Source organism: Leptolyngbya sp. 7M (genome assembly GCF_018128485.1).
This window is the reverse complement of record NZ_CP070897.1, coordinates 2,240,038-2,257,336: the sequence shown is the minus strand read 5'-3', so window position 1 is coordinate 2,257,336 and position 17,299 is coordinate 2,240,038. Positions and strand designations below refer to the sequence as shown.

14 protein-coding genes are annotated in these 17,299 nt (G+C 50.4%); 1 reads left to right on the top strand and 13 read right to left on the bottom strand.

The window, feature by feature from the left end; all coding sequences use genetic code 11:
• Positions 1–134: 134 nt before the first annotated feature.
• The 8 genes from JVX88_RS10745 to JVX88_RS40545 all read right to left on the bottom strand — a co-directional run bounded on the left by JVX88_RS10745 (position 135) and on the right by JVX88_RS40545 (position 8,294).
• Positions 135–1,295, bottom strand: coding sequence for a hypothetical protein (locus JVX88_RS10745; RefSeq protein WP_211627302.1), 1,161 nt, complete (start codon positions 1,293–1,295; stop codon positions 135–137).
• 104 nt (positions 1,296–1,399) lie between these two features.
• Positions 1,400–3,133, bottom strand: a complete 1,734-nt coding sequence (locus JVX88_RS38235) for a caspase family protein (RefSeq protein WP_225931382.1) — start codon at positions 3,131–3,133, stop codon at positions 1,400–1,402.
• Positions 3,134–3,285: 152 nt separating this feature from the next.
• Positions 3,286–4,200, bottom strand: a complete 915-nt coding sequence (locus tag JVX88_RS10735; protein WP_211627301.1) for an NAD(P)-dependent alcohol dehydrogenase — start codon at positions 4,198–4,200, stop codon at positions 3,286–3,288.
• A 15-nt stretch (positions 4,201–4,215) separates the two neighbouring features.
• Positions 4,216–4,650 (bottom strand): RidA family protein, encoded by a 435-nt coding sequence (locus JVX88_RS10730; RefSeq protein WP_211627300.1) that lies wholly within the window; start codon positions 4,648–4,650, stop codon positions 4,216–4,218.
• On the bottom strand, positions 4,647–5,219 hold the full coding sequence (locus JVX88_RS10725) for a hypothetical protein (protein WP_211627299.1): 573 nt from the start codon (positions 5,217–5,219) through the stop codon (positions 4,647–4,649). The genes JVX88_RS10730 and JVX88_RS10725 overlap by 4 nt, the downstream gene beginning before the upstream one ends.
• 4 nt (positions 5,220–5,223) lie before the next feature.
• Positions 5,224–6,534 (bottom strand): peptidase T, encoded by a 1,311-nt coding sequence (pepT, locus tag JVX88_RS10720; RefSeq protein WP_211627298.1) that lies wholly within the window; start codon positions 6,532–6,534, stop codon positions 5,224–5,226.
• Between the two features lie 10 nt (positions 6,535–6,544).
• Positions 6,545–8,011: an aldehyde dehydrogenase gene (locus tag JVX88_RS10715; RefSeq protein WP_211627297.1), complete on the bottom strand. Its 1,467-nt coding sequence runs from the start codon at positions 8,009–8,011 to the stop codon at positions 6,545–6,547.
• Between the two features lie 13 nt (positions 8,012–8,024).
• Positions 8,025–8,294, bottom strand: a complete 270-nt coding sequence (locus tag JVX88_RS40545) for a P1 family peptidase (RefSeq protein ID WP_211627296.1) — start codon at positions 8,292–8,294, stop codon at positions 8,025–8,027.
• Between JVX88_RS40545 and JVX88_RS10705 the strand changes: the two genes are divergently transcribed.
• Positions 8,273–10,702 carry a serine/threonine protein kinase gene (locus JVX88_RS10705; RefSeq protein WP_211627295.1) on the top strand — a complete coding sequence of 810 codons (2,430 nt, stop codon included), beginning with the start codon at positions 8,273–8,275 and terminating at the stop codon, positions 10,700–10,702. The two genes, JVX88_RS40545 and JVX88_RS10705, sit on opposite strands and share 22 nt — an antisense overlap.
• A 158-nt stretch (positions 10,703–10,860) precedes the next feature.
• Here the strand turns inward: JVX88_RS10705 and JVX88_RS10700 are convergent, their stop codons facing one another.
• The 5 genes from JVX88_RS10700 to JVX88_RS10680 all read right to left on the bottom strand — a co-directional run bounded on the left by JVX88_RS10700 (position 10,861) and on the right by JVX88_RS10680 (position 17,069).
• Complete coding sequence (locus tag JVX88_RS10700; protein WP_211627294.1) at positions 10,861–11,415, bottom strand: carboxypeptidase-like regulatory domain-containing protein; 555 nt, start codon at positions 11,413–11,415, stop codon at positions 10,861–10,863.
• Positions 11,412–13,214, bottom strand: a complete 1,803-nt coding sequence (locus JVX88_RS10695) for a tail fiber domain-containing protein (RefSeq protein ID WP_211627293.1) — start codon at positions 13,212–13,214, stop codon at positions 11,412–11,414. Before JVX88_RS10695 ends, JVX88_RS10700 begins: the two co-directional genes overlap by 4 nt.
• Before the next feature lie 140 nt (positions 13,215–13,354).
• Positions 13,355–14,776 (bottom strand): type I glutamate--ammonia ligase, encoded by a 1,422-nt coding sequence (glnA, locus tag JVX88_RS10690; RefSeq protein ID WP_211627292.1) that lies wholly within the window; start codon positions 14,774–14,776, stop codon positions 13,355–13,357.
• Between the two features lie 246 nt (positions 14,777–15,022).
• The gene (locus JVX88_RS10685; RefSeq protein WP_211627291.1) at positions 15,023–16,537 is read right to left on the bottom strand and encodes a hypothetical protein; all 1,515 of its coding nucleotides are present in this window, start codon (positions 16,535–16,537) and stop codon (positions 15,023–15,025) included.
• A gap of 112 nt (positions 16,538–16,649) precedes the next feature.
• Positions 16,650–17,069 (bottom strand): prepilin-type N-terminal cleavage/methylation domain-containing protein, encoded by a 420-nt coding sequence (locus JVX88_RS10680; RefSeq protein ID WP_211627290.1) that lies wholly within the window; start codon positions 17,067–17,069, stop codon positions 16,650–16,652.
• Positions 17,070–17,299 lie beyond the last annotated feature (230 nt).

The window sequence follows — 17,299 nt, the reverse complement described above, 5'->3', positions numbered from 1 at the left end:
CTGGGTTAAAACATCCGCCTGGTTTCCCTGTTCCCGATGGAGCTTGAGTAACTCACTGTGGGCGACCCGCAGAGAAGATAAGGATGGAAAGCGAATCTCATCTGCTTTAGGGTTGGCTGTAGTTTCAGTATTATTCATTCGATCATCCTCAACACAGACGCGAGTGGTTCACCCACTTCTCGAAGTTCTTCACACAAACGTCTTAATGTGACATCGACTTGATAAAAGCGCTCGCTGGCCCGTCTACGATACATCCGAAAATAGCGTTTGATCTTGGCAGGATTTTTGGCCTGAAGTGCTGCATCCAAATTCTGGCTATCTTGTTGAAATGCCAGCGTCCACTGATCGGCAGTAGGGTCAAACAGGGACTCTGTTCGTTCCTTGAGATCGGGCCAGGACATTTCCAGCTCAATCAAGTCTTTGTCCAAATTTGTTTCAATTCGGCGCAACTCTAAATCGAATTCCTGCCAGCAGTCGTGTCCATAGATGAGGGCGGTTAAGCGCTGATTCAACTCTGCCAGCACTACAACACCTATCTGGAATTGTTGAATCTTCTCCTGATTCAAGTTAGCCTCTACCAGGCTTTTCCAAATCGCTTGCATCGCGTTGACTAGTGCCGGAAGTCTCAGCGCTTTAGCAGCTGCATTAAGATTGGGGTTGATTCGTGAAGGTTGAATGGCCAGAATTCGGCTTAATAGCCAAATAGTTCGTTGGAGCCGTCGAGTATCTAGTGTTTCGATCGCAGCATGCAATTCACCCTGGGCGTGTTCCAGATGCTTTAACCACAGCAATTCACTGATAGCAATGGTTTCTCGTCCGGCAACATTTTTAACTTCTCTCAAAATTCCCTGCAACGTCAATTCGTGCTCCATTAGAATCTCCAGTGCAGTGTCATCCTCAGGATCTGAGAACCGTTTCGCTTCCTGAAGAATACCGCTGTAGCATTGAAATTCCAGTGTATGAAGCAGATCGTGTAATTCTTTGTAATTCGCAATCACATCGATCTGTTCACAGGCGGCTCGAAAATCTGCTCCGAAGGTAATTACAGCGGAACGAGCCTCGGAATGATGCATCAGCTCAGCCAGAGCAGCCAAACCCCGACCGACCGAATTACCATATTCTTTCTGGGGTAGACGTAGCTCTTCTCGAACGATTTGCTTAACGGTTTCAGGATCAATCTGTTGGTAAATATCACCAATATGAATTTCCTGCCCTTGACCAATATTCACCCCAAATTTACCGGACTGTTGCACATTCTGGTCGATCGGATTGGATAGGGTGTCATCTACAGGCATAGGGAGCACTGAGGGGAGTTGCGATTGCCCTTATTTAGAAGATATCAATGAATATAGTCTGAATTCCGGAAACTACAGAATCGCTTCAATGTTCGAATTATGCTCTACCGATCACGACGCTTAATCACAGGAGTTAAATGTTCTGGAATGTTTTGTAAATCGATCGCATTACACCCGAACTCAAAGGCTGCATCGATCGATCGTCCAGCTCCTAGAGCATCATAAAAGCCTCTGGAAAATTCAATCGCAGCCCGATCGCCAATCTCCCGCCTCATGCCAATCACAATTGGGATCTGCTGCACAATCAGCTCCGCTTGTGCCTCTGAGTAACAGCTATTCAGCACCACACAGTCCAACTGATCTTTAAATAGAGAAAATAAATTGGTCAACGCCTGCCCTTTGACCAGCGTGGCCTTTCCGGTTTCATCTTCTAACACAATACCGCCTTCATCCGCCTCTTCAGAGACGACACTCAGCTTTCTGGACGCATCGGTAGTGCTGCCTGCTGCTGAGTGGTGAGTGCCATGACCGCAGAAGTGAACAATTTGCGGCTCCAGGTCCAGTAGTGCCCGACGCAGATCATAGGTTCTAACAGCCCAACGTTGCTCTACCTTGAATAAATCTCGATGTTTAGAACGCCGCAGACCTTCCTCAATTTCCCGCACTTCTTGATCTAAAGCCAGTCGGGTTGAATCGCTCGGATTGGCGGCTAGAACTAGAATCGTTTTGCGGCGAACAGAGTTAGCTCCTTCAGCATCATTGCCCTGACCAGATTGGCTATCAGATTGCGGCTTCGACGGCTGGTCAGTATAGGTATCGCCGATGTGTAAGTCACTTACAGAGTAGGCATTGATGTTGTATTTTCCCTGCTGTACAACGTTGCCACTGCCAACCACATTGCCACTGCCAATTACAGTGCCATCGCCCGTAACGAACGTACTGCCGCTGACGTTTCCACCCACTGCAATAGCACGATCCCCTGACGCCACAGTATCAGTGTTATGCACCAGCTGATCGTTGAACTCGCTGGATGTAGACTCAACTTTAGGCAGTTCCCTCAATTCCTGCGGCAGGCGCTTCGGCTGCAATTGCCTCCCTGCATAATACGCCAGGATAAAATTATCTGCCTTCTCAACATCCCAAACTGGATGCTGTTTATCATCAGTCAATATAGGTACAACCTGACTGACATACATTGCCAAATCCGCTGCCCGGATGTATCCATCCTGTTTAATGGCTCCAGCTCCACATAGCCCCTTGATCAACGCATAGGTAAAGGCACTATAGGGCTTACCTGCGTAGGCCAACTCATCCGGTCGAGAAGAGCCAATCATAATCCGACCGCCTTTGACAAACAGCTTTTGGGCTTCAGGAGGCAGCGGAGCCTTGACAATTTGAAATCCAGGCAGATTATTTAGCCCACCTGCATGACAGCAATCCAACACCACCAACAGTTTTTGAGTCGGGATCTCCCGCAGAAGTTCTGTAAACTCATTGCCGCTCACTGCTGTTTCCGATAAATCCTCCGGGTTATATCCATGCGGCAGTAAATAATAAGACTTAATTGGCTTTGTCAGTTGATACCCATGGCCAGAAAAGTAGATCAGCACTGTGGACTCAGCATTGGTTGTTTTTGCCAATGTTTCCAGGGTGGTAATGATATTCGCTCGAGTTGCTTCCTCACCAGTTAGCAAATCCACTTGATTCTGTGGATAAGCACACCATTCTGGATCCTGGAGAATTTTCGCCAACCCTTTCGCATCACCAACTGTGTTCGGTAAATCTCCACCAATGCCAATCACACAGGCATGACCTTGTTCAAACCGATCGTTCACCACGGCTGCCTCCCTCCTTTTCCATATCCAGTTCCATGTCTTGGAACGATTTAAGTACCTCGGCATAATTAAAAACCAGATTCAAAACCCTGCAGCGCCCGCTGCACAGGGTTTTGGGTTTTATGTTTAATTATGCTCACCTACTTATTTCACAGTTAGAGTTGAACCCAACTTTGACTAAATCCCCCCATTATCAAGCTGCCGTTGTGAATAACATTTGGCGACGGCGGCAGGCCGACGACCACGAGCGTACCATTCAGCCCGACCATATTCAGATAGGGATTGATGTCGTGATCGGCAGAGACCGTATCGATTATCAGGTTAAAGCTGTTCGCAAGCGGTGACAGGTTTTCGGGGTCGCGAGTTATGACGAAATTATCCGCACCGAGCTTTTTCGCATCCTCAGCTTTGCCGGGTGAAGTGCTGAAAATCGTAACCTCTGCCCCCATCGCTTTCGCGATCTTCACGGCCATGTGTCCTAAGCCGCCTAGGCCGACAACTCCGACACGCTGTCCGGGCCCGACGTTGAACTTCTTCAGCGGCGAATATGTCGTTATGCCTGCACAGAGCAGCGGCGCGACTCCCGACAGATCGCCCGTAGCGTTGACCTTTAGTGCGTAGTTCTCGTCGATGACGTAATGTTTCGAATAGCCGCCGTATGTCGGCGTCGTGCGATCCATCTCGGTACCGTTATACGTCATCGCCATTCCGTTGAGGCAATACTGCTCAACTCCGGCTCCGCAGGCGACGCATTCACGGCAGCTGTCGATGAAACAACCGATACCGGCGATGTCGCCTTCTTTGAACTTTGTTACATTGCTGCCGATCTGAGTCACGCGGCCAACGATCTCGTGACCAGGCACCATCGGATACATCGCCGGCATCAGATCGTGCCATTCGTCTTTTGCAAGATGAATGTCCGAATGGCAAATTCCTGCGTATTCGATCTCTATCAAAACGTCATGTGGCCCCACCTCACGCCGTGCGAACTCAAATGGTTCAAACTTCGCTTCAGGGCTATGTGTTGCGAAGCCTCGGGTAGATATTCCTGTGATTGCTGGTGCTGTCATTTATTTGTACCTTCCTTATGGCTTATCTATCGTTGCGATCACTTTTAGCTCGATCGCAATAGGCGTGGGAAGGGAACTGATCTCGACTGTTGTCCTGCACGGCCGGTTTTCAGCGAAATATTCTGCGTAGATCCTATTATACACCTCAAAGTCTTGCTTCATATTCGTAAGGAATACGGTCACATCCACGATGTTCTCCCACGAAGAGCCTGCGTCCTCTAAAATATACCTAACATTCTTAAAAACCGAGCGGCACTGCGTTTCGATATCGTAAGAAATGATATCTCCTGCCTTGTCCAGCTCGACGCCCGGGATCTTCTTGGTCCCGCGCTCGCGAGGGCCGACGCCTGACAAAAATAACAGATTTCCCACGCGGCGGGCGTGCGGATAAAGCCCGACCGGTTCGGGGGCTCGTTCGGAGTTAAGTATCTCTGTGTCGCCGCCGCTCATAGTTTTCTCAACGATCTTAGAATTCGTTCCGTGTCGGTAAGCGAGATCATTGCCAGGTCGTCGGCTGATTCGTCATACCCGTACATGCCAATGTAATGCCAATCTTGCCGGCCGACCTGAAACCACTCGGTCATGACATAGTTGTCGACTTTCTTGTTTTCATCGGCATCGAACGGTTCGTAAAGCAAGTATATTTTTCCAATTGGCGTTAAAAGGGTCTTCGCCCCTTCGTACATAAGACCGCCCAGCCCGTCGAAACCTGCCTCGAACGCAAAACGCTGCACCTTGCCGTTAGGCAGCGTCCGCGAATAGATGATGACGAACTCGCGGTCTTCGATCGCGACGGCCCGGCCGAGCCGCGACTTGATCCTTTCGACCGTAAAACCGGCGGGCACCCAAGTCGGTAGTGCGATCTGCATCACCTGCTTCGCGGCGATCATTTGCTCCATGTGCGCCTTTGAGACGCCGGGGAACTTTTTCATCGCCGCCTGAACACTCGCCTTTGACTGGGCGGATGCGGCAGCCGCCAGTGATAGCACAATAACGCTGAATAAGAATATTCTCTTCATAAAACTACTTGGATCTTTCAGCCCAGATCTGCACCAGATTTACCAACATCTCGGTCGATTTTTCCAGTCCGCGTCGCGAATTCCATTCAAGCTTCCCGTGGAAATTGTGACCGCCGGTGAACAAGTTTGGCGTCGGCAGGCCGCGGGCCGTCAGTCGCGAACCGTCAGTTCCGCCGCGAATAGGTTTCATCTTCGGTTTCACGCCCGCTCGCGTGGTGGCTTCCTTGGCGTATTCGACAAGTTTCGGATGATCCTTGAGGACCTCCTTCATATTCAGGTAGCCCAATGTGCTCGAATATTCGACGCGAACATTGGGGAACTTGATGCGGACGGCCTCGGCCATTTGTTTGAGCATGTTCTCTTTTGCCTCGACGCCGCTCAGGTCGAAATCGCGGATCAGAACCTTAACGGTCGATGTCTCGACATCGAGATTCGCGATGTAAGGATGCACAAACCCGACACGCCCTTCGGTGGTTTCGGGCAGCATGTCCGGCGGAAATCGCGTCAGAAAATCTGCCGCCGCATATGCCGAATTGATCATGATGCCCTTTGCATAACCGGGATGTGTCGATTTGCCGTGGAATGTGAGAGTCGCGGTTCGTGCAGACCACGTTTCGTCAGAGATCTCGCCGAGCTCGCCTCCATCTACCGTGTAAGCGTATTTCGCTCCCCAGCCTTCAATATCGAAAAGGTCCATCGGACCGCCGACCTCTTCATCGGGCGTGAACGCGATCGCAATGTTCCCGTGTTTGAGCTGCGGATTGTTTCGCAGAATATCGATCATCGTCATTATCTCCGCAATGCCCGCCTTATCGTCCGAACCGAGCAGGGTCGTTCCGTCTGCGGTGATGATATCGTCGCCGATCAGATCTTTGAGAGCAGGATTTTGTTCGACAGTGATGACCTGCGTCTTATCGTTCGGCAAAACGATGTCGCCGCCCTGATAATTCTTGTGAATGATAGGGTTGACGTTCGCTCCGCTGACCGCCGGCGAAGTGTCCATATGAGCGATAAACCCGATCGTCGGGACCTTGCTGTTGTCGGGCATATTTCCCGGCACCATGCCGTAAACAATGCCCTCTTTGCTGATACGGACATTCTGCACGCCGAGAGCCTTCAACTCACTTTCGAGCAGCCTGGCCAACACAAGCTGCTTCTCCGTGCTCGGGAATTTCCCGGCATCTTCGGCCGATTGCGTATCGATCTTCACATACCGCAAGAACCGATCCATCACAGATTCGGACGGCGGTTTCTGCTGTGCCGGAACAGCAGAAAAAATCAAGAAAACCAACAAAAACGTAAAAAATGATCTCATTTCGATATTCCTATAATTTCACGCAAACATTCTTCTCTTCGGTAAAGAACCTCAACGCTTCGAAACCGCCTTCGCGGCCGATACCGCTGTCTTTTACGCCGCCGAATGGCGTGCGAAGGTCGCGGAGCATCCAGCAGTTTACCCAGACGATGCCGCTTTCCAGCTTAGATGCTACGCGGTGAGCACGCGAAAGGTTTTCGGTCCAGACCGTCGCCGCGAGACCGTAGCGGACGCTGTTTGCATATTTCAAGACCTCATCTTCAGTGTCGAACGGCATGATCGTAACGACCGGGCCGAATATTTCTTCTTGATTCGTGCGGCAATCGAATGGCAGGCCTTCGATTACGGTCGGCTCGATGAACCAACCGCGAAGTGGTTCGCCGCTTGCTGATGCAGGCGGTTCTGACACGTTGCCACCGCACAATATTGAGCCGCCCTCGGTTTTAGCAAGCTCGATATAAGAAAGGATCTTCTCGAAATGCTGCCGCGAAACTATTGCTCCTACGTCGGTTGCCGCGTCGTTTGGATCGCCGACCTTCAGGGCTGAAACTCGTTCAACAAGATCGGTTTTGAATCTTTCATACAGCGGCCGCTCGACAAAAATCCGCGAACCGCATAAACATATCTCACCTTGATTCGAGAACGACGAACGCACCGACGTCGTCAGCATTTCATCGTAATTGCAGTCCGCAAAGATGATGTTCGGGTTCTTGCCGCCGAGCTCGAGCGAGAGCTTTTTGAACATCGGTGCAGCGGTGCGGGCGATCTCTTCGCCGGTTTTTGTGCCGCCTGTGAACGATATTGCCTTGATATCGCGATGGCCGACGATCGCCGAACCGACCTTCGGGCCCGTGCCGTGAACGATGTTCAAAACGCCCGCAGGCAGGCCCGCCTCGATGCAAAGCCTGGACAGCATATACGCTGTCATCGGCGTGACCTCGCTTGGTTTCGCGACGACCGTGCAGCCCGCGGCGATAGCCGGTGCGATCTTCCAGGAGAATAAGTAAAGCGGCAGGTTCCATGGGCTTATGCAGCCGGCGACCCCTATCGGCTGCCGCAAAGTATAGTTGATCGCGTGCACGCCGCCGGCACCGTGCGTATCGTGCGATTCGTTAGCGAGATGCATTGCAGCGGTCGCGTAAAAACGAAAGTTCGCAGCCGCACGCGGAATATCGACCGAGCGGGCCAGAGAAACAGGCTTGCCGTTGTCTTTCGATTCAGCCGCGGCGAGCGGCTCCAGGTCGCGTTCGATCAACCCTACGAGCCGCATCAATATCGCAAATCTTTCTTCCGGCGGCGTCGCCGCCCACGCACGGAAAGCGGCCTTCGCGGCATCCGCCGCAAGGTTCACGTCGCGATCATCCGAATCCGGTATCAGCGAATACACCTCGCCCGTCGCCGGTTCAAAATTATCAAAATACTCGCCGGACGCCGGCTCGACCATCTCGCCGCCGATGTAGTTTTCGATCTTCATCATCTACTTCGTTCGCCTACTTTGTTCGTCCGTATTTTTTCAGCATCTCGCGGAGCCTATCTATCGGCAGAGCCTCAACTGTACGTCCGTTGCCTGTAACGGTCGTGGCTTTGAGAATGGAGTTGATTATCGCTTCTTCCGTCGCTTCGATGACAGCTTGGAATAGCGGCGACATCGCGTCGTTGCCGAGAACCTTTATATCACGGACCGTCTGCGACGCGTCGATCCGGTTAGCAGAGGTTAAAAGAGATCTTCGACGAGGCAGTGGAACTCGGCCCTGATGCACGACGCGAGTATCTAGCCAAATTCGAATCCGGCGAAAAGACGTTGTTCGACGAACTCGCGGGCCTTCTAACGGTTGATACGAAAGCAAGCGAGTTTATGAAAGAGCCGGTATTTCGCTACGACCCGCCGAATATTATCGGCGAGATGGTCGGGAAGTATAGGATCGTTCGCGAACTTGGCCGCGGTGGAATGGGAACCGTATTCGAAGGCGTCCGCGAAGACGGCGATTTCGACAAACGTGTGGCGATAAAGCTGACCGGTCATAATCTTTTCTCGGAAGAATTGATCCGCCGTTTTCGCAACGAGAAGCAGATACTTGCCCAGCTCGAACATCCAAATATTGTACGCCTGTTCGACGGCGGCGTTACCGGCAATCACATTCCTTATTACGTAATGGAATATGTCGAGGGCACACCACTTACCAAGTTCTGCCGCGATAATCAGCTTTCCATCAAAGATCGCTTGCATCTGTTCGCACATGTGCTCGAAGGCGTTTCGTATGCTCATAGAAATCTGATCGTCCATCGTGACCTTAAACCGGCGAATATCCTGGTCACCGAAACCGGCGATGTAAAGCTGCTCGATTTTGGAATTGCAAAGGTGCTGGAGGATGAAAGCGGCACAATGACAGCCGGGGCTCCCATGACACCGGAATACGCTTCGCCGGAACAGATAGCCCAAAAGCCGATCTCCACAGCAAGCGATATTTACAGCCTCGGTGTGATACTGTTTGAGCTTCTAACCGATCTTCCGCCGAATGCGATCTACAAGACCGGCGGGCTCGATCTATACCGAGCCGTGCTTAACGATGAACCGCTTGCGCCTTCGACTGCGGCCAACCGTGAGGGCCGCAATACGGCCGGAACTGATCGCGGCGAAGGAATTCGCTCAAGCCGATCTCTCTCGGGCGATCTGGATAACATCGTCCTGAAGTGCTTGAACAAAGAACCCGAACAGCGATATGCCTCGGCAGATCAATTGCTGGCCGATGTGAAAGCATACCTGGATGGGCGGCCGGTTTTGGCTCATCCTCAGTCAAAGATGTATCGGGCACGAAAATTCATTCGCAGAAACCGGGCTTTGGTCACCGCAGCGGCGGCGGCTTTGCTTTTGATATTTGTCGGCTCCGGTTCAGCAGTCTATCAATCTTCCATTGCCCGCGAACAACAACGCCTTGCTGAATCCCGCTTTCAACAGGTCCGCAAGGTCGCCAACGCCCTCATATTTGATTATCACGACGAGATCGCCAAGCTGGAAGGCTCCATCGCATTGAGAGAAAAGCTTGTTTCAGATGCGGTAAGTTATTTGGATGCCATCGCCGCCGAAGAGATCAACGACCCGGAACTTATCAATGAACTCGCGATCGCCTACAGGAAGATCGGTGATGTGCAAGGAGCCTCATATATTCCCAATTCAGGTGATCTGAGAAGTGCTTTGGAGAATTACAAGCGGAGTGTTCAGTTACACGAAAAACTGTTGGTTATGGATCCGGCCGGTCTAGACGCCAGGAGAGAATTGGCACATTCCTATAACACTCTGGCCAATGCATTTCAACGAAGCGGCAACTCAGCACTCGGCTTAGATCATTTGGATAAAGGCATAGCCATACTTGAAGAGAGAAAAAATGATCTCGGAGTCGATGAAATATATGTTTTAAATGAGATCCTGCGCCAGCGTCCGGCTTATATTACCAGCAATACCAACCGATACGATGGCTACTCTGAAACGGTCGAAAAACTTAAAGCTGTTATAAATCAGTATCCCGATGAGTATAGGTTCAAGGACCAGATGGCGAAAGTGCAAAGCTTCGCGGGTAACGCCGCTAGATTCGCCGGTTACGATCTTGATGATGAAGTAAGGAATGACGAGGCTAGAAAAATGTACGAGCGTGCCTTATATCACTATCTAGAATTTGAAAGATACAGCTTCGAAGTTATTCCTCACCTGAACAATAAAACTATTGTGATTCGTAGAAAGTATGGTATCGCGCTTTCATTAGGTGATGCTTACATCCGTCTTGGAAAGCTAGGGGTCGGACAAAAATATATGGCGGAAGCGAAAGAGTATAATCGCCAGCTTAGGCTCGACCCAAGCAATAAGGAAGCCAGGCTTGACCTTTTACGCATTGCTCACACAGACCAAGATCTTTTGGTTGCACAAGGCAAATTGCAGGATGCCATTTCGAACATTGAGAATGCTATCAGCCTCGCAAAAGAGATCGCAGAGTCGGACCCCTCGAATATAGAGTTAACTTACTACCTGTTTCACTTCCATCAAAAAGCCGCGAAGCTCTTGATACGTATAGGAAAAGATAAGGAAGCTGCCTTACACAAAACAGAAGAATCAAAGTATCATGCGATCCTGCAAGAAAAAGTTGGAGATTATTTTCCCGGTAAGGCTTATTTTTAGGGCCGGCTGCCTTTCGAAATGCACTCCTCAGAAACAGAGTTTTCTTAAATCATCATACGATGGAGGAAGACAGATGGAACAGAGTTAATCAAATCTTTATTTAATTCAATTTCCAGGCATAGGCTCAGTTCGAGAAGACAATTTACCGCTCCATTCTGTCAGAACGTCTTAGTCACAAATAGAAGATCTGTTATCTCTTCTGATACAAATATCATTCGAACCGGTTCTGCGAACGTATGGCGTCCGTCAATTATTTCAAGGATGTAGGTCTGCCCCGCCTGGACGGATGCAAATATAAAATTTCCGAAGCTGCCGGTCTGAGCCATCGTGATGCTTCCATCTGGTGCAGTAAGTTTGAGCACTGTATTTCGGATGCCTGAGCCACCCGAAGTGGTAACGCGGCCGGAAACCGAGACCAATGCAGAAGTCGGCCCGATCTGGTCAAATGCCCAAAAACCTCCGCGAAGCCTTAACCCATTGCCGGCGGGAGGGATACCGGTACTCAATGTACCGGCGAGAGCTTGGCCTGCGGTACCATCCAGCCGAAAGGCCCCGCCGCTAGAGGCCGAGCCGCCTCCGGCAATGACGGAGTGTGACAGATCGAAGTCCCCGCCCGCCTGGGCGTGTATGTTCGGGGAGGATTGAGTGCCAGCGAGGGAAAAGATAAGGCAGATAAACGAGAGAAATAAGACCGGACTTGGTTTTGGCTTCATTGTTCCTCCTTGCAGATGCCGGCCTGCGGGTCTGTTTTACAAATGATCGAACGAAGAGCATCGATCATTGCCTGTTGGCGGTTAAGGATCGTTTGCTGCTGTTCGATCTGTTGCTGCTGCTCCCTTACGACGTTTATGAGAATAACGCCGATTCGATCGTATTTGACGCCTTGTATTTGTCCATCGTCATTAGAAAAAGTTAACAGTGGTTCCACCGCGTCAACTTCTTCGGCTATCAGTCCGAAGTCGGGCGTGCCGCTGTCCTTCCAGTCGAAAGTAACCGGGCGAAGGCGCTTTACAAGATCGATTCCTTTCGTAAGATCAGACACATTTGATTTATACCGAAGCGAAGATGAGCAAAGGTTAAGTCGGTTATTGGGCGGTGCCAAACAGATCGGGAGCGTTCCTTGCTCAGAGGCGCTGGTGCTGATCAGCAGACGTCCCGCATTAGTAGTCGAAAATGAGGCCAACGATGCCACAAAGTGATCAGCTTGTCCCGTCCCGGAGATGTTGAAATTTGTGCCTGGTTGAGCCGTCGTCCGATTCTGCACGTAGTTCGTGCTTCCGGAGGGTATGTCTCCGGCGAGCAATACAGAACTCGTCCAGTTCGACCCGTTGCTTCGCAGAAAGCTACCGGCGGCACCGGAAGAGGAAAGGCCCGTTCCGCCGTTACCTGTCCCAACAACGACCGTGCCGGTGAGTGTGCCTGACAAATTAAGATTACCTGGTATCCTGACGGTATCCGCAGAGCGTCCAAGAAAGACCGAATTGCTTAAATTGGCGACCGCGCCGGAGCCGATTGCGGTGGCAAACGTCAGACTGTTCGAAGCAAAATTCGCGCCTGCACCGACAGCGGTGTTGTTAGAGCCAGTTGTATTGACATCACCTGCGTTTCTGCCGACAAACGAATTGTTGTTGCCTGTTGAGTTGTTGAAACCGGCGCTTCTGCCGACGAACGAATTCTCGGCGCCAGTCGTGTTGGATTCGCCCGCCCCCGTACCGGCAAAGGAATTGGCAAAGCCGGTAGTATTGGAGCGTCCCGCAAAAAAGCCAAAAAATGAGTTGGCGGAGCCGGTCGTGTTGGCAAAACCTGCGGAGGGTCCAACAAATGAGTTGCGTACCCCCTCTGTATTGAATCGCCCTGCAAAACTGCCGAAAAAGGCGTTATCGGCACCGATAGTGTTTTCGGGTCCCGAAAAATAACCAAAAAAGGCGTTGCCATTGCCGGTCGTTCTTACCCCCGACTGTGAACCGAAGAACGCGTTAAAGCTTCCAGTCGCAAGACTTCCTGACCCAAATCCAAAATAAGCATTGTTCTGTCCGCTGATATTACTTTGCCCCGATTGGTCTCCGAAGAAAGCGTTCAGAGATCCCGTGGTGTTCGATGAACCAGCAAACCTGCCAAAGAAGGAATTCTGCTGTCCGGAAGTGTTTGTGTTGCCTGCATTGTGCCCGACGAAAGTGTTGAAAAACCCCGTGTTGGCGACGCCAGCTCCGCGGCCAATGAAGGTATTGTCAATACCCCCTACGCTTAGCACCCGTTGGCTGCCGATGTTATATTGCGTGGTCGCATCGACAATGTTTCCGGTCAGGGTGCCGTCGGCACGGCCATTGCCCGAGATGTGAAAGCCTGATGAAGCCTGAGCAGACAGATTCTGATTCTGGATATAGCTTGGACTGCCGGGCGTCGGCGGCCTGGCATCACTCATTCGCGGATCTGCAGTCACGACGTACTCGCTGGCGGCGATGCCACCAAGCTGTGAGCCGGCCCAAACCGCTAATCCTAAGCTATTTGACAAAAAGCCGCCCGATCGCTGCCCAAAGCATTTCTTATCTTACTTCATAATCCAAACGTGATGAAATCAGTCTATCCTCAACAGAACTGAAAGACCCGCACCTCTTGAAAAGAGATGCGGGCGAGCCTTTCGACACTGCTTAACTAAACGTCGTAATACATTGAGAATTCAAGCGGATGGGGCCTCAGCCTCAGTGGCGTTATTTCCTTGTCCCGCTTGTAACGGATCCATCGCTCGATCATCGTGCTGGAAAAAACATCACCTTTCAGAAGAAAATCATGGTCGTTCTCCAATGCGGTCAGTGCCTCATCGAGCGTTCCCGGCAACGAAGGAACATTCTGCAATTCTTCCGGCGGAAGATCGTAAATGTCTTTGTCTAGTGGATCACCGGGATCGATACGATTTTGAACACCATCCAATCCCGCCATAAGAAGGGCAGCAAACGTGATGTAGGGATTGCAGCTTGGATCCGGGGGACGGAATTCGAGCCGCTTAGCCTTCGGCGACGCGGAGAACATCGGTATCCTTACCGCCGCCGAACGATTTCTTGCCGAGTATGCCAGATTGACCGGAGCTTCAAAACCCGGAACAAGGCGCTTATAACTGTTCGTGGTCGGTGCCGCGAAGGCGACCAGAGCCGGAGCGTGCTTCAATAGCCCGCCGATATAAAATCTGGCCATTTCGGAAAGCCCGGCATAACCATCCCCGGCAAAAAGCGGTTCTCCATCTTTCCAAAGTGATTGATGGCAGTGCATACCTGAACCATTGTCACCATAGAGCGGCTTCGGCATAAATGTCGCAGTCTTGCCATGATAGACGGCCGCATTCTTAACGACATATTTGAAAAGCATCACATTGTCGGCCGTATGGAGAAGATTGGCGAATCGGAAATCGATCTCACACTGCCCGGCGGTCGCTACCTCATGGTGATGACACTCCACGCTAATACCGACGTCAGATAGGAGATTCGATATATGGTTACGGAGGTCGATGAGAGTATCCATAGGAGCAACCGGCACGTAACCTTCTTTCGGGCGGATGTGATAACCCGAATTAGGGAAGATTTCCTGCCCTGCCCTGCCCGTGTTCCAATGACCTTCCTCGGAATCAACAGAAAACCCCGCGGTGTGCTGATCGTTTCTGAATGATACGTTGTCAAAAACAAAAAATTCAGCTTCGGGACCGACGAAAATAGTATCTGCGACCCCGGTAAAACGAAGATAGCTTTCCGCACGAACAGCTACCGAGCGCGGGTCAAGCCCATAACCTTCTTTCGTGATCGGATCCACGACATTTGCTATCAAGCACATCGTCGGCTCATCTGCGAACGGGTCCATCCAAAAGCGGCCGGGATCCGGGATCAAAAGCATATCGGATTCATTGATCGCCGCCCAGCCTCGCAGGCTTGATGCATCGAACCCGAAACCGTCTTCGAAGGAATCCTCGGTCAATTGGCTGATCGGATAGGTTAAATGATGCCAGGCACCCGGAAGATCTGTGAAGCGAACCGAAACAAATTTTGCGCCTTGGTCGGCAGCAAAATGGAGAACATTCTTAGCATTCATTATTTTTTTTGCGTCCTATTTATCGATTATCCCGTACGGCAAATTTATGCATCCTGAAATGAAGAAGAAAATAAAAAGCCGGTACGATCAGGGTATTTCAAATCCTGTGCCGTTCCGGCAATAATGCCTATTTTGTTCTTATTTAGGGATTTAGACTAGGAAGCAGCAGAAGTCCACTAAATTGATGCAATGATATTCCTACATTTTTGTAGTTTTCTAGATTCTATACTACAGTATTGTAGTATATCATTGCTGGTAAACATCAATTCTACCATCTGAGACGAACCCGACCGTCCTACCCTTACCATTAGTTAGCTGGATCTTCTTGATGCCTTGTCCCTTCGCAAAATTCAGAGCATCTTGGAGCACTTGTTTTTGTGCTTTCTCGTCCAGCATCTCCCATTCAGGTTGTGTTATTCCATAAACGGTCTCAGTGGTACGTTTCGCGTTGCCTATGTATTTCTCTACGCCGGATCCTCCAAAGTTAAAGGCGGCGGCCGTTTTGCCAACGGTTTGTGAGGATTCATATTGTTCCGCCCAAAGATAAACCCCGCCGCTGATCAAGCACACAAGAATTGTTGCTGCAAGCAGCCATTTATTGACCTTGAGAAACGATCGGCTTTCGTCATTAACTACAGGGGCACGCTCAAACTCAATGACGTTGCGGCGAGTCGGCCTTATAGGTTCGATCTGGGCTACATTTTCGGGTGTTGAGTTGAATACAGCAGCGAAGTTTAGGGTCTTGCACGCGGCCCGCGACATAGCCTCATCATAATGATCCTCGAAGCTCTCTAGCGCTGCATTATTCCCAGAGCTGTGCTCTTTCCAGATGAGCTGGATGATCTTGTTTCCAATTCTGAGATTGCAGTCAATGGCTGCTGCCGTGATCTCGGGTACAAAGAACATCTCAGACAAAGTTTCTCGTGTGTCCTGCAGGCGCGAGAAGATCTCCGAAGAGACAAGTGAATCAAGACTAGCATATGATTCGGCTTCGGAAGCAAGGTGACTGAGGCCGATCGAGTGCTCTCTGACGATGTCTGCATAATCTTCGGCCGCAAAGAGAGAAAGGCTTTCCCATCTTGAATAGAGGGTCTTTAGATGGCCTATCATCTCTGACATCCCAAAAAGCGATCTGCGGGTTCCATCTTCACTTTCCCGCGAGAACAATCTTGTAATTATGAAATCGAACTTCTCACGTACGTCATTTGAGAATGGGGCATTCCTATAGAACCTGGCAAGAGCTATCAAAGCCTGAGAACTCAGCACCGGTCGCGAATTTTCACAGAATGAGCGAAGATCGATGATTCGGATCTCCCGATCGCGTTCGGCTAGAGCTGTGCACCAGATCTCCATTTGTTCGCGGAGATCTTTTCGTGCCTCTTCGAAAGCTTCTGACCCGATCTCATCTGCTACTTGGAGAAAAACGTGAAGAGCCTTTTTGGCTCTAAGATCGTTGAAGGAGCCCCCGCTCGCATCTCCGGCTTTCTGCTCTATTCCAGAAAACACATGCTCGACCATTTGCAGAGCCGACACTTCCTCCATTGCCTGCTTTCTAAAAGCTTCACTTGGCGAGATCTCATGACCGTCCGCTTCACCCGCGTCTTTATCAGTTTCAACAAAGTTCTCAGATTCTGCGGTTAAAGGTACTTCGTCAACATTTTCTGAAGAACTTGTATCCACGCTTGGCTCGATCTCGAAGATCGTACTCTCGATGAGGTTCTCGTCCTTTAGTTCCTCTATCAGTTCTTCAAATACTTTCATTTGTGTTCACCGGCTTGTAATGTCTTATTCGGGGGTGGAGAGAGCCGGAAGAGCGTGTTTACACCGCTCTTCCGTTTGGAGGTGGGCTAAATTTCAAATTGGAGACGGTGCTCTAGGGCCTTATCTGAACGATCTCCCCGCTTTGGTTGATCTCATACTGATAGATCTCCTCTCCGGAGATGTTCCTCGTGGCGGTTATCATATATTCGGTCTTTAGTTCTGCATCGGTCGGCACGACAGGGGTCATTTCAAATAAGAATTTTCCCCGCACCATTCTGTCACCGGTTATGGTCCCTAAACCGTTTCCTACGATCGGGTTGATCTCAGCAAGGCGTCCAAAGCGATTATGCTGCCCATAATATGAAACCTGGGTTGAAGAGATCACTCGAAGAATGCTTAGAACTGCACCATTCTCAGCTGATCGAAACGCTTTTTGAAACGCCGGAACCGCCAGAGCGACAACAACGCCAAGTATAACAACGACCAGCAGCACCTCAATTAATGAGAATCCGTTTTCATTCTTTTTGTTCATAACTCGAGCTTAACCTTGATGCTGTAAACACGCGATAACTGACAATTTTTGACACCAATATTTGACAGATTGCTTGTTTACTAACTTAACCAAATATCGGAACTTCTTCTATTACAATAACTTCCGAACCGGCCCAATTTTAGCAGCTTCCGCCGCACTACATTTATGCAAGGTATGTGCCACCAGATCTATCGGTCGGATCAGGCAAAAATCGACATAAAATTTAAGGA

What these genes read in the sequence shown, in the direction of transcription:
- pepT (WP_211627298.1), bottom strand. Translation starts at nt 6,534, where the DNA reads ATGAGATCATTTTTTACGTTTTTGTTGGTTTTCTTGATTTTTTCTGCT.
- JVX88_RS10745 (WP_211627302.1), bottom strand. Translation starts at nt 1,295, where the DNA reads ATGCCTGTAGATGACACCCTATCCAATCCGATCGACCAGAATGTGCAA.
- glnA (WP_211627292.1), bottom strand. Translation starts at nt 14,776, where the DNA reads ATGAATGCTAAGAATGTTCTCCATTTTGCTGCCGACCAAGGCGCAAAA.
- JVX88_RS10700 (WP_211627294.1), bottom strand. Translation starts at nt 11,415, where the DNA reads ATGAAGCCAAAACCAAGTCCGGTCTTATTTCTCTCGTTTATCTGCCTT.
- JVX88_RS10715 (WP_211627297.1), bottom strand. Translation starts at nt 8,011, where the DNA reads ATGATGAAGATCGAAAACTACATCGGCGGCGAGATGGTCGAGCCGGCG.
- JVX88_RS10725 (WP_211627299.1), bottom strand. Translation starts at nt 5,219, where the DNA reads ATGAAGAGAATATTCTTATTCAGCGTTATTGTGCTATCACTGGCGGCT.
- JVX88_RS10685 (WP_211627291.1), bottom strand. Translation starts at nt 16,537, where the DNA reads ATGAAAGTATTTGAAGAACTGATAGAGGAACTAAAGGACGAGAACCTC.
- JVX88_RS10735 (WP_211627301.1), bottom strand. Translation starts at nt 4,200, where the DNA reads ATGACAGCACCAGCAATCACAGGAATATCTACCCGAGGCTTCGCAACA.
- JVX88_RS10680 (WP_211627290.1), bottom strand. Translation starts at nt 17,069, where the DNA reads ATGAACAAAAAGAATGAAAACGGATTCTCATTAATTGAGGTGCTGCTG.
- JVX88_RS10730 (WP_211627300.1), bottom strand. Translation starts at nt 4,650, where the DNA reads ATGAGCGGCGGCGACACAGAGATACTTAACTCCGAACGAGCCCCCGAA.